We start from the raw sequence: 12,650 nt of genomic DNA on the forward strand, positions 1-12,650 counted from the left end.
TTTGGGCGCCAGTCAGCTTGGGTTTAAACGACGAAATACACAAATCGTGCACATCAAATAATAAAAAGGATGATGCTTTCTATTTTTATCATTGACTACCCGTATCTCAATTCTTGAGTGTGTTCCAGGGCGAGAAGGGTAGCTGGCTTGTTGTTTAATCTGCTGTGGCGTTAACTCTAACCCTGTTTTCCAGTAATTTACGTCCTCACGATTTCGATCGATATCAGAGGGTTTTTGGGGCCTTTTTAGGTGGATCAAAATTATGAACTTCATCTCTAACTGCTCAATTAATCCCTTTAATGTGGTTGCTTGATGCAAATCAGTGGTGAGCAGCTGATAGCTTCTTTGAGGCTTTAGGGTGGTTAAGTCATTTGACTCAGGGGTTAAGCATTGATCAAACAGGTCTAGGCAAGTTTTTATTTCGGGCGCTAATTGGTGCATTTGAGATAAATCGCCACCGCTAATGGTTTTAAGTCTTTTTGCTAGGCTATCAAACACGAATTTTTCAGATTTATTAAGCGCTCGCAAACGATACTTAGGGTTTTTCATGAAAAACTTTTCAATCCGGCGCTCCTTTCTTGAAAGCTTATCTCGGCTGTCAATCTGTGCTAAATCTTGATAAGTCGTCATTTGTTTAACCCATGTGGCGGATAAGGTTTCTAGTTTAGGAGGAGAAGTAAAAATCGGTTCAGATTTAAACACCGCGGATTGATGAGCTTTTAATTGCAGTTTAATCCGCTGTTTTAATGCTTTAGGAGCGACATACTGGCAAGCATAAGCAATTTTTTCCGTCTTCTTTTTACGTAAATAAGAATCATTTGCACCAGATAGATTTGCCCAGAATTGCGAGTTAAACTTTTCAGCCAGTTGGTCTTGAATCATCATTATCACAAGGTCCGATGTGTGGATATAGTGCTCAAAAGTGGTTTTAAAATTGGCGTGCCCCATTTTGATGGCAATCCAGAAAGGCGCCTTTTTACTCTTTTGAGTGGTTGGAAGTAGCGCTAATTTTCTTTCTTGTGCACACTCCAGCCACTGCTGTGTTTTTGGAAACGCGAGAAAAGTATCTTTCAGTTTTAAATCAAGCTCTGCTATACAAGCAGATAAAAAATGCCAAGAAGCAAAACTGTGGCGCAGATGATGAAAATTGAGTGTTTGATCTTGCGACGATTCATGTATAAATCTCATTAATGGATGCTTAATGTATTGAATCGCCGGGGTTTTAGACGGATTAGATGTTTTGCCAAAAAGATAAAGTGCTTCTTTCAATTTTTGCTGCTCTCGCATACCTTTTCTTTGGACTTCTTGCATGAGTTTGAAAAAGCGTTGATTAATGACATCGATTTCATCGTTAGTGAGTAAGTTGGCCAATTCCAAACTGCGCTTTGCCGAGGTGGTTTTCAGTTCGCGGTCATAACTTTCACGGATGACCAGAATGGGGAAACTGGCACAGTAGATGTAATCGCTGACTTTAATCTTAAATGCTTCAGTAGAGCGCAATCCGCATTTAAAGCCAAGAATAAGCATCAAATCCATCATGGCATAACGGTTTTGTTGTTCCTTATCTGAGAGATCTTTCTGAAGGTTTTTAAGATGTTTTCTGACCCTTTCATACGCATCAAAGGTGAAGAGATTACTGTTTACGGTCATATCAGTGAGTTTAGGATCCCCAAACACTTCCGTTTTATCATAAATGGGCGGTGCCTTTTTGTTCTTCTCTAGCCAGCTATTGAAAATTCTCAGGTTGTATTGGATTGTGTTGACATTACGATCGGAAATGGCCTGGTCAATCACCTCTAGGAATAAGTTTGCCCGCTCATCTGATGATGTTTTTAGCAGATCTCTCTCATGAAAGACACCCAGAATATGCCTGGCAATCGAATCGAGTTTACCAAGGATTTTGATGGGGCTGATATCAAAACGATTTTTGCCAGGCAAGACTTTTAATTGTGACAACCCCCAGTCCAATAGGTATTGTAAATTGGGTGTTAAACCATAAATACTATTAGCTTCGCCTAAGATTTTCGTATGCAAAGTTTTTGGATCGGCTTTGCGACTGGGATGATTAAAGACTTTACGCACTTGTGAAAGCCCATAGCTTCTATAGCAAGGTTTCTCGCTTAGAGTTTTCGGCTCAGATTCATAGGGTAAGTGTTGATCATTAAAAGAAATGGCATATAGCTTTTCTAGTGTTGAAGGTTTTAAGCAGTGAGATTTTAATGTGCCTGCTGTGTTGTGGAGGATAACGGGGGCTAAGGTATCAAATAGCCCCAATTCAGCTAAGCGACAGATCCCAAATAAGGAAGTGGGCATTAAGTGTTGTGGAATGCCAAGTTGTTTTGTATAAGTGCTTACCGATTTAAGTAAAGCGCTCGCAAATAACTTGTGTTTTGTTTTGTGAGAGTTGACGGTGTTTGGCGAGCACTTATTCTCAATGTGGTGGTGTTGTACTTTTTTTTCAACTAGAGTTGTAATCAAATCATGCGGTGTCAAACGGTAAATTAAAAGCTCGGTAATCGGAGAAAGAAATACACGCCTGTTAGGGTTGAAATCATCTACGGGTACATTGAAAAAAAGCCGTTTGTTCTGATAATGAAAATTGGCCTCATCGGGTAATTGTTTTATGAGCATAATCAATTGCATTTTGTTTAACACAAATGACTGAAACAGTAAGTCAGTTACTAGAACTCCCAATTTGATTTCATCTGACAAGTTCGAAGTGTGCAACTCGTCTCGGATGAATTTAAGGTGCAGGTTTTTTAATTCAGTGGCATATAAATAGTTTTGCCAGCTTTCTGGCGTACCCAAAGGGTTAATTGGCCGAGGGATTTGTTTTAAGGTATCAAAAAATGGCAGATGCCATAGAAGGCTGCTGTTACCAAAATCGATAACCATATTGAGAAACTCAAGGATTTGGGCGGTTTGTTTGAGATTGCTTGTGCCATTGTCCAATATCACTTTCTGAAATTGGTGAAAGTTTGCTTCATTTAAATGTTTCGTTTCACTGGGTTCAATCAAAGTGGGCCAGAGCTTGTGGTAAATATCATAAATTTTTTCTGGGGTATAAATGCCGAGCAAATGCTGTGCAAACACTGCAATCACTGGAGCTGTTTTATCTTCCTCTCGACGCTGATACTTGCCTTTGATGGCAATTGCTAACAAAAGTTCTTTAGCCTTTTGCGCAACACATGCATATTCGGATTCCGCCGTAATGTGTTGTGCCCAGAAAGTATAAATGACTAATTTTTTTTTAAAGGTATTCACATCAAGACTTACCCTATTTCAAACTCGATGTTGCATTCTTGTAAACGTTTTTGATTGAGGGCGTAACCGTTCACTAGATATTGGTTGAGAAGTTGAATAGCACATTTTATAAATTGAACACCTTGTCGAGATTTGACTCTATAACCGACAGAGATGATGACGTCTAAGTTGAAAAACTTTACTGGTTTGTCTGAATTTGGAATGTGCAAAAATTGCACATTGCCTGCTTCTTCCAGCTCTCCATCTTTAAATACATTGTTGACATGTTTGGTAATGACGGATCTTTCACGGCCAAATAGCTCTACCATTTGGGCTTGAGATATCCAAACCGTATCATCTTCCAACGTCACATTTAATTTGATTTCATTTTCTGTTTTGTATATTTCAACATGGGACATCAAGTTTATCCTCTACTTTATCGGGTAGTTACTATTAAGTGTATCGTTAACCTGATTGGAAATCGGTTTAAATGGCAACGGAACCTTGAAATCGGCATAGATTTTTTGAAGCTCTGCTTTTATCGCCTTACGGTAGTCTTGCTGATTAAATAATGCCACAAGATTCCATGATTCAGTCCCAAAATGACGATGCCCCATAAATTCATCAATATATTCCGGGTTGGCACCTCTTTCTAAAAGTGCAGAGCGCAAAAAATGGCGATTGGCATTTGGTGCAAGCTTCAAGAATAAGGGGTTGTTGAGATGTCCTGACGCCTCATAGAGTTTGAGTGCTGAGAGCCGAGTATAAGGAATCAATTTCAATCGACTGTGCATCCCTTTTTTTTGTATTAATTCGGTGCTAATTAGAAAGTACCCTGGAAAAGCTTTATTTGGTGAAACAAGTCCTCGCCATTTAAATTCTGGTTCTAAGTTCGAAGCAAAGAAGTCCGACCATTTTGCGAGTTTTTTGCGTCTGAAAATATCGATTAACCTTACAGTGTAGTGTTCAAAATAGTCAAGCATGTCTTGAATTGGCTCCAGAATTGGAATAATACGTGTGTTATAGCCACCTTGAATGACTTTGTCGGTAATAATGGTAAAGCCTTCATGGTCAATTGATTGCAAGCCAATATAGGGGTTGGTTACATTACGAATGGCCGTAAAGTATGAGCTGTAGGTTTCAGCAAACAGCATGATTAAATTGACGAGATCAATAAGTTCGTGAGTTGCTAAACTCATTGGATCCCGGTCAAGTTTAGTGGAAACGAAGCTTGAGATATGAGTCAGTTCTTTTTGCACAATGGATTTGATTGGACGGATAGGGTTGCCATATCCAATAAATAGATTGGGTGAGCTTTTTTTAGGAAGTTCTACCTTCTCTCTGAATAAGGCATAGATTCCTTTCTGATAGTCTTCAAAAAGCTTTAAATTGGCCAATGTCGTGTAATGCAACTGAGTTGCACCGATGACTTTGGGTGTGCCAGATAAAATAGAAACGGACCAAAAGTCACCATTTGAAGCATTAAAGAAGGTGCTCTGAATTGCTTGTTGAACAAATTCAGGCGTTAGCCGTTGATCTAGTTTGAAGCTTTCAAAAAGTCTTTTTAAAGTCTGATTGTTTGTATAGATACTGTATTCGGTTAAAGAACCTTCATTTGTTTCCAAGTTTGCTTTTGCATCTGTCCAGACTTTTACAGCCGCTTTTAGGATGGTCTGCACTCTGTTGGGTAAGTTATAACAAATGAATTTATCGGTCCGATAATTCTGACCATGGTTTTCCTCTATACCACTGAGGTATTTATAGGTTAAAGGCAGGTACACTTGGGTACAATCCGCCTTCAAGTTAATAACTTTTTGAATCAACTTATCCTCTTCTGCAGTTAACCGAATCCGATAGCGCTTGTTAAGTGAGTTACCTGTGCATAGGCTTAAAGCGATTTGTATGACGGCGGAACTGGCATAAAGAGGATTTCTTTTGGAAGTTATGGCATGAGCATATTTTTCTAATGAATCTAGTATGGATTCAAATTCTTGGTTTGTAAGTTGGTCGCGCAGAAATTGATTGGCCTTTTCAATGTGTGATATGGCTTGGCGAGAAGTTAAATTTTTTCGCTCTATCGAATAGGTTGGCGAATCATCAGATTCTTGAAAGTATTCATCATCTGTTAACTCATCCTCCGCTAAATCCAAGGCACTTTCAGTGTCTGTTGAGGAGCGTTCACCAATGGTTCTGACAAGCTGGATATTGGTACCGTCAATAGATAGGTCATTTGTGGTGATATTATCGGATGCTTTGATAAACCGTATTCTTGGTCTCGGTGTGTTTGAGCCGCTTCCGCCTTTCGACTTTTTGGCGCGAGGATTATCATCTTTGTAAAGCTTGTTAAGGTAGAAGACAATCTTGCTAAATTCACCATACTGTTCTATGTCCTGAATCAACTCCTCGTAGGTTTCATACCCCCCAAAATCAGAGTGCCATAAGGCTTGAGTGGTTGATATGCGCCTGAGCTCTCTGGACATACTGTGCTTTGCATGAAGTTTATGCGGAATTATAAAATGAGCGTTCCATAAAGCTGCGCAAATAAAGGCATGATTGGACAGGAATTCTAGTTCAGTCTCGGTTGGATGAAAGATGAAGGGTTCAAACAAACTATCATATAAAGGGTTTTCATTAATGATGCCGTCCATGGCTCTAGTTATTTGTTGGGCGATATCTTGTTTTTCAAGGTAACCAACCTTGGCAGTCAGTTCGGCAATAAAACTGTCCACCGATAGGCTAGGAAAATCGTCAACCAGGGCCTCAAAGTGATTAAGGCATGTTTCTGACAATGAAATGATGCTCTGAAAATTATCGGATATTTGATTATTGATTTTAAATTGGGTTCGATCAAGAATGGCTGATCCCATCAACTGTATACGCTTTAGGACATCTACAATAAAAAGCAGGTAATGAGGCTTGTTGCGGCTTTTAGATGTTGCTTTTTCGAAGTCTACAGGAGGAGTGATAAAGGCTTGTAGCTGCAAGGCACTGGAAGGTTCTAGCTTAGGGATATGCGCGAATGGATCCTTGCCATACATATCAGATAGCACTAGGGCATCTTGCTTGACGAGTGACAGCCTAAGCGTATCAATTTTACTAGCCAATTGTCGAGTCCTTTAGTCAAAAGTTCACTTTGATAATTGTGCCATAAATTAAGTTTTATGGGAATTAAATTATCTTAACTTACTTTGAAGGGGGATTGTTAACTCTCTGTTTATGCTAGTTTAATGCTAAATTATGTAGGTTTTAGCAGGTTGATGGGTGGTTAAGTAAGTGTGCTAAATTAGATTTTCAATCTTTGCTCTACCGACTGAGCTATGTGGCCGTATTTTGATTTGGCGTATTATATAGAGGGGGTTGCGGGCTGTCAAACAATAGTTAAAAAATATTCAATTTTCTATGTCGTGCCCAAATCGTGCCCATCTTGTGCCCAAAAAATCTGTTGAAAACGACAAATGACATAAGGACTAATCTGCTAAGAACTCACTTGGTGTGATTCCTTTCATAGTGAAGAATGTCGTTTGGCGTGCAATCAAATAGATTACAAAGTTGATCTAGTAGTTCAATATCAACTCTTTTAGATTCATCTTTATATAGCAGGTCGATTGCATTGCGTTTTATTCCTAATTCACGCGCTACATCAATTACTTTCATGCGCCTTTCACCCATTAGGACTGATAGTTTTGACTGTATCATTAATCTCTCCTAGGTAGATAAAGTACGATATAAACATACTTTATTTGAAAAAAAACAATAAAAACGGTTGAAAACATATTTAAAAACCAATAAAATCTGTTTTAAACAAACTTTGTTAGTTTTGTTTTCATTAAATAGCTTTTAATTGAACAGGAGATATTACCATGAATCTAACCTATCTAACCACCGAAGAATTATCAGAACGCATTAAATATAACCCAAGAACTATTCGTAATGACCTAAAAGACAGTGTGTTGTTTGAGGGGCGCCATTACATTCGACCATTTGGGCAGCGCAAGATCCTATTTATCTGGGAAAACATTGAGGAAGATATGTATTTAGCTTCTTCAGTTGCAGCATTCTCTGTTCCTATGGCAAATGGAGGTGTTTGTTATGGGTAGTATTCGAGTAAGAGATTCACATCTATTTTTTGATTTTAGATATTTGGGTGAGCGTTGTCGTGAACAGACGGCTTTGCCTGACAACAAGGCTAACCGCAAAAAACTAAAACAAGTAATGGATCGCATTGAAACGGAAATCGCTCTTGGTAGCTTTAAATATGCTAAATACTTTCCTCAGAGCCCTATGGTAAAAAAGGTTGAAGAGCTTGAGTATAAGATGCGCCCAGACTACAAAGAAACCCCACTATTCAAGGATTTCGCAGAAGAGTGGTTTGCAGAACTCACACCAACTTGGCGTGTTGCAACTGCAGAAGGCTATCGACGTTATTTAGATAAGCGTTTGATTCCCCATTTTGGAGAAATGGAAGTCAGCAGCATCAGTAAAGCAGAGATCTTAAAATACCGTTCCAGTGTCGCCAAACAATCAAACGGTAAGTTAAAAGCTAAAACAATTAATAAATTTATTAAATGTCTCAATATGATCATGACCGAAGCAGCTGACCGCTATGATTTTACGCCACCTCATTTAAATATAAAACCCTTGAAGGAGGAAAAGGTTCATATTGAACCTTTTTCAATCGAAGAGGTGAATAAGATCTTGGCCAATGTTCGTGCTGACTGGCGAGACTATTATTTAGTCCGTTTTTTCACAGGTCTGCGTACTGGTGAGATAGATGGTCTTAAATGGGAAAATATCGACTTCGACAGACGAGAAATTCTGGTTCGAGAAACCTATTCCGGTAATCGATGGGAATACACTAAAAACGATGGCTCTCAACGAGAAATTGAAATGTCATCAATGGTGTTTAATTGTATATCGAATCGACTGGAAAAAATGAAAGCAGATGGCAATCGCTCAGAGCTAGTGTTTGCCAATAATGCAGGGCAACCCGTTCATGCCAGTAACTTCTTACGGAGAGTATGGACACCTCTATTAAATTATCTAGGCATTAAATACCGAAAGCCCTATCAAACAAGACATACTGCAGCAACTTTATGGTTAGCAGCAGGAGAAAATCCCAACTGGATTGCAAAACAGATGGGTCATTCCAATACCAATATGTTGTTCTCGGTTTACGCCAGATATGTTCCAAACTTAACCAGAAAAGATGGTTCCGCTATGGAAAGACTGCTTGCACAACAAGTAACGTCTTTTCACCAGCCAGTATCAGTTGATGAAGATAGTGCGGTTAATGATGCTAATCATACCGAACCTTCTACCGCTTCCGGTACAGATGCTACTGATGCAGCAGCTATACAATCTGAAACCGCTTTTTGGGATCAACTACTTCAAAACACACAGTCCTATCAATCTGGAGGTGGCCAATGAATACTTTATTAGAAAACCCATTATTACATCCTCAGCATCCAAGTCATTTTTCGAGTGGCTATGTAAACCAACATTCAGGCCAATATCCACTGAATAATGACTATCAAATAGAAGACCCACGAGTGGTGCGTCGGTTGGTGAATAATTTAATGTACCTATTCAATATCCAACCAGGTGATTACCTCACTTTTGTATTGGGATATGGCCACTGTCGTTCCAATGAACAAGCACTGCAATATTGGGTAATGGATCAACTCACTGATTGTCCAGTTGACCAAGATCAAGTTTTAACAGTACTAGTAGATGCCCTAAAAGAACAACTCAATCTGGAGGTGTATTCATGATGGAATTTAATAACAACCAAGTGTTCAATGAATCAACCTCTGACAGTTTATTGGTTGAAGGCTTTAATGATTCACAAGTGATCTATGCCGATTGTGAAATCCCGCTCCCAACCGTCAATAAACAATACCTTGGATTAGCCGGTATTTTCAGTTCAAGTGTAGGCTATCCATTCGACTCCCAAAACTTTATTAGCCTGACATTACTAGGAGGAGAATCATCCGGTCAAATCCAAAAACCACAAATGATGGATTTTGAAGTGTCGGATTATCTACTGGAAAAAATGGTTCAAGCACAAAACCAACTATCCCTGAATCAAGATGAATTTATATGGCTATGGGTCAGTGTTGATGCAGCCCATCAGATTGAAGACTGGCGGTTGTTTAAATCAAGTTTATCTCAACCGGTGATAATGAACCTATATCAATCATCACAGCACTTTGAGAGTTTATTGAATCTACTGAATCTGATTGAAAGCTTTAAGGTTAACGCGGTGAAGGACTTTGCACACAGCTTATTATTTAATGACTCACTCATGACAAAATGGTTGTCACTTCCAGCAAGTAAACACCATCATCATTCTTTTCCAGGAGGATTAATCGTCCATTCAATTGAAGTCGCACAACTGGTGCAAAAACATCTACAGTTTATTGAATCAGAAGTCAGTCAAGCTGAAAGGGATATTACCATCCTAGCCGCACTACTCCATGACATAGGCAAAACACAAACCCTAGATCAAAACCATCACACCAACCTAGGGCGTCTTGTCGATCATGAACAACTAACACTGCTTGTTCTAGCAGAACCTCTAAGCCAATTAAGCAAAACCTGGCCAGAAGGTTCCAATACCTTACAGTATTTACTGGGTTGGAAAATGAGAGATGGTTTTTGTAAATACATTGGTGGTGAAATGATCAAAAACGCAGATCAAATCAGCACCAAACTATCACTCAGAAGAATGGCCTTTGCAGATAAACCAGACTATTACCAGTTTAGTAAAGTCTCAACGCCAGGGAAAGAGTGGTATTTGAATCGGTTATAAAAAACCACCTGAGCGAATTAGGGGTGTGCTCAGGTGCTAGGAGGATTATTTTTAATTTAGCTTAATGAACCAGACAAGTCAAATGTGTGGGGAGATTTGCTTCCAAATCACCTGTCCATCGATATTGATAGTAACTTAAGATTGGCATTAACTTGGCCAATAATCTTCATTTGAAGAAATGGCAAATAGAATATAATCTTTGGTTTTTAAAGAATGTGGGGCTCTTCAATAATATGAAACATGAAAATAAACGCGGTGCTTACCGAATCGATACCGTCATACCATGTAGTTACCACATTATCCCTGAGGAAGAGATTGACAATAGTTATTTGCCATCAGAGTTAAACGATAAATATATTGAAGAGTTTTTTCTTCGAAGTTTGAATCAAGTCAACTCAAAAATTGATGACTATATATTCGCAATTGGCTCTAAGAGTACTATTCTTGCAGATGCATTTTCAGCGCTAAATTCAAAAATCGACTTTCTTTTTCAATCGATAGACAAAAAACAATTATCTAATTCTATGCCACGCAATTTAGTGAATATTAGTGTGTCAGGCATTGCCATTAGCATTCATAAAGATAAAGTGCATCAAAATGACAAAGTTGATCTAATGTTTCAACTAGACCCTGAAGATAGTCCAATCCTAGTTAGATGTGATGTTGTTAATATTTACCAGTGTGAAGACTCTCAAGACGAAAGAATTGTTGGTTTGAAGTATCAAAGCCTATCAGAAGAAAAACGAAGACAAATCCAGTTCTTTATCCAAAGAAAAGAATTCGAAATGAGTAAGCCTGATTTGACTCATATGTCTTCACGCCTTAAAAACAGACGTGTTAGGGTTATAAACAGGTAATCAAGAGTATTAGTTGGTAAGTTTTATGCCAGTTGATCTGTAGCGGTCAAGTTTTTTGGCCACTTCCTTATATAGAGTTTTTGCGTTGATTTAGCCAAACCCAACCGCTAAGCAAAATGGCAGAACCAGCGATTAGTGTCATGAGCGTGCCAGGGAAGAAAGAAGCAAAGCCCCCGAAATCCACAAAAATTAGGTAACCTAGATCCGCTGTACCGCCCACCATGGCGCTGACCCAGATAGCGGTCATATTACGCCGCCAGATCATTATTCCGCCCAAAATTGTCACAATACCAAACCACAACAAGTTCCAAGCGTGCTGGTTCAAAATAGCACCGATAGCTGAATGATAATCTGCACTCAATGTCTCAGGAACAACGCCTGCGGCAATGTAGGCAAAGCCTTGAGAAGTATCTGCAGCCATTATTGCAATACCGAAGAAGGCATGGACTACTCCCCAGATAACCCAAAGAATTGCCGAAGCTTTTAGCTCTGTAATCTGTGTATTATTCATTTTCGTATTTCCTCTTGTTCATTGTTTCAAATAAAGAAAATCCACTGATAATGTTATATATTTTCATCACGAAGTTTTTCGACTACGCCAAGTAAGGCTTCTTTGATTTCCTTTGTTGTGATAAAGCCTCCTTTAAAGTGCTCATAAAATGACGGGACTGAATACATACCCCGTAAGTCTGCACCAAAGAACGGAACTGTATTGGTTGCCAAATCCAATAATGATTTTGCTCCTCGCGCTCCCGGTGATGTCGAAAGTAAGACGGTAGGTTTATCCTGATAAACTTTTGGATTGATACGAGAACACCAGTCGAACAGATTTTTATACGCGGCTGTGTAGTTGCCATTATGTTCTGCTAGCGAAATCAGCAAGGCATCGGCTTCTCCGATCTTATTGAAAAATCTTAATGAGTTTTCGGGTTGACCGAGTGTCTGCTCTGCATCTTCGCTAAACAACGGAAGCTCGTAATCGTTTAAATCAGCGATCTCAATGGAGTATCCTGTCAGCATGGATGCTGCGTAAGTCACGAGTTGTTTGTTTATTGAATTACGACTGGTTGAAGTCGCATAGGCAAACAGTTTGGGGGTGTTTGTTGTCATCATTCCTCAGTTTCCTTTATTAGTTTCTTGCATGAATAAGGGCCAACCCTAAATCATGACCCGCAATGAATTGAAGTGATTCACCCTCTATTAAATCTCCCTTCGTTACAGGAACACCATTTGCATTACCTTTACCCTGGGTGATGAGAACCACAAACGGTTGATTGACTGTTATTTCTTCGCCGACGGGTAGGTAACCAACCTTACAAACCATATTGCTAATGAAGCTGCCATCCGTGCCGCCGAGTACAGTTGTTAAACCACTATCTGAGATTTTGAAATTTTTATAAGCAGGTTCAAGTCCTTTTTCGGGTGGCTTAAACCAGATTTGGGCAATATCAGCGGGTGTGTCATGGAGGTTAAACTCAGCATGTTGCATACCAGTTCCAGCACGCTGAACCTGAACTTCAGGTGCGTGAATTGCGGTGCCATCACCTAGAGTCCCCTTGTGCCCCACACTGCCAGAGAAAACAACGCTGACAATATCGACGTCATAATGCGGATGCATCGGGGCTCCATCGTTAGGCAAAAATTGACCTAGCGCCAAATAAATAAAGTCTCCAAGACCATGACTAATGTCAGTCCGGTCTTGTGCCTTTGGCCATAACTCCGGGTTCAGAACCATATGC

At 39.4% G+C, this 12,650-nt stretch carries 12 protein-coding genes; 5 read left to right on the forward strand and 7 right to left on the reverse strand.

The window, feature by feature from the left end; genetic code table 11:
• Positions 1 to 12: 12 nt before the first annotated feature.
• The 4 genes from CYQ88_RS09905 to CYQ88_RS09920 form a co-directional block, all read right to left on the reverse strand.
• On the reverse strand, positions 13 to 3,264 hold the full coding sequence (locus CYQ88_RS09905) for a site-specific integrase (protein WP_101841186.1): 3,252 nt from the start codon (positions 3,262 to 3,264) through the stop codon (positions 13 to 15).
• Between the two features lie 8 nt (positions 3,265 to 3,272).
• On the reverse strand, positions 3,273 to 3,662 hold the full coding sequence (gene rhuM / locus CYQ88_RS09910; protein ID WP_101841187.1) for a RhuM family protein: 390 nt from the start codon (positions 3,660 to 3,662) through the stop codon (positions 3,273 to 3,275).
• Positions 3,663 to 3,674: 12 nt separating this feature from the next.
• Positions 3,675 to 6,347 carry a hypothetical protein gene (locus CYQ88_RS09915; protein WP_101841188.1) on the reverse strand — a complete coding sequence of 891 codons (2,673 nt, stop codon included), beginning with the start codon at positions 6,345 to 6,347 and terminating at the stop codon, positions 3,675 to 3,677.
• 379 nt (positions 6,348 to 6,726) lie between these two features.
• Complete coding sequence (locus CYQ88_RS09920; RefSeq protein ID WP_101841195.1) at positions 6,727 to 6,939, reverse strand: helix-turn-helix transcriptional regulator; 213 nt, start codon at positions 6,937 to 6,939, stop codon at positions 6,727 to 6,729.
• Between the two features lie 164 nt (positions 6,940 to 7,103).
• Between CYQ88_RS09920 and CYQ88_RS09925 the strand changes: the two genes are divergently transcribed.
• The 5 genes from CYQ88_RS09925 (at position 7,104) to CYQ88_RS09945 (ending at position 10,911) form a co-directional block, all read left to right on the forward strand.
• Positions 7,104 to 7,340 (forward strand): hypothetical protein, encoded by a 237-nt coding sequence (locus CYQ88_RS09925; RefSeq protein WP_101841196.1) that lies wholly within the window; start codon positions 7,104 to 7,106, stop codon positions 7,338 to 7,340.
• On the forward strand, positions 7,333 to 8,670 hold the full coding sequence (locus tag CYQ88_RS09930) for a site-specific integrase (RefSeq protein WP_101841197.1): 1,338 nt from the start codon (positions 7,333 to 7,335) through the stop codon (positions 8,668 to 8,670). The genes CYQ88_RS09925 and CYQ88_RS09930 overlap by 8 nt, the downstream gene beginning before the upstream one ends.
• Complete coding sequence (locus CYQ88_RS09935) at positions 8,667 to 9,014, forward strand: hypothetical protein (RefSeq protein WP_101841198.1); 348 nt, start codon at positions 8,667 to 8,669, stop codon at positions 9,012 to 9,014. The genes CYQ88_RS09930 and CYQ88_RS09935 overlap by 4 nt, the downstream gene beginning before the upstream one ends.
• The gene (locus CYQ88_RS09940) at positions 9,011 to 10,054 is read left to right on the forward strand and encodes a TraI domain-containing protein (protein ID WP_101841199.1); all 1,044 of its coding nucleotides are present in this window, start codon (positions 9,011 to 9,013) and stop codon (positions 10,052 to 10,054) included. Before CYQ88_RS09935 ends, CYQ88_RS09940 begins: the two co-directional genes overlap by 4 nt.
• Positions 10,055 to 10,287: 233 nt before the next feature.
• Positions 10,288 to 10,911 (forward strand): PilZ domain-containing protein, encoded by a 624-nt coding sequence (locus CYQ88_RS09945; protein ID WP_143483785.1) that lies wholly within the window; start codon positions 10,288 to 10,290, stop codon positions 10,909 to 10,911.
• A 67-nt stretch (positions 10,912 to 10,978) separates the two neighbouring features.
• Here CYQ88_RS09945 and CYQ88_RS09950 read toward each other — a convergent pair whose 3' ends face one another.
• From CYQ88_RS09950 to CYQ88_RS09960, 3 genes are all read right to left on the reverse strand, one after another.
• Positions 10,979 to 11,422: a hypothetical protein gene (locus tag CYQ88_RS09950; RefSeq protein WP_101841201.1), complete on the reverse strand. Its 444-nt coding sequence runs from the start codon at positions 11,420 to 11,422 to the stop codon at positions 10,979 to 10,981.
• A 53-nt stretch (positions 11,423 to 11,475) separates the two neighbouring features.
• Positions 11,476 to 12,024, reverse strand: a complete 549-nt coding sequence (locus CYQ88_RS09955) for an NADPH-dependent FMN reductase (protein ID WP_233188863.1) — start codon at positions 12,022 to 12,024, stop codon at positions 11,476 to 11,478.
• 16 nt (positions 12,025 to 12,040) lie between these two features.
• Positions 12,041 to 12,650 (reverse strand): pirin family protein (locus CYQ88_RS09960; protein WP_101841203.1); only part of this gene is annotated, 610 nt, incomplete at its 5' end.

The sequence above is a fragment of the Hydrogenovibrio sp. SC-1 genome (genome assembly GCF_002848135.1).
Taxonomy (GTDB): Bacteria; Pseudomonadota; Gammaproteobacteria; order Thiomicrospirales; family Thiomicrospiraceae; genus Hydrogenovibrio.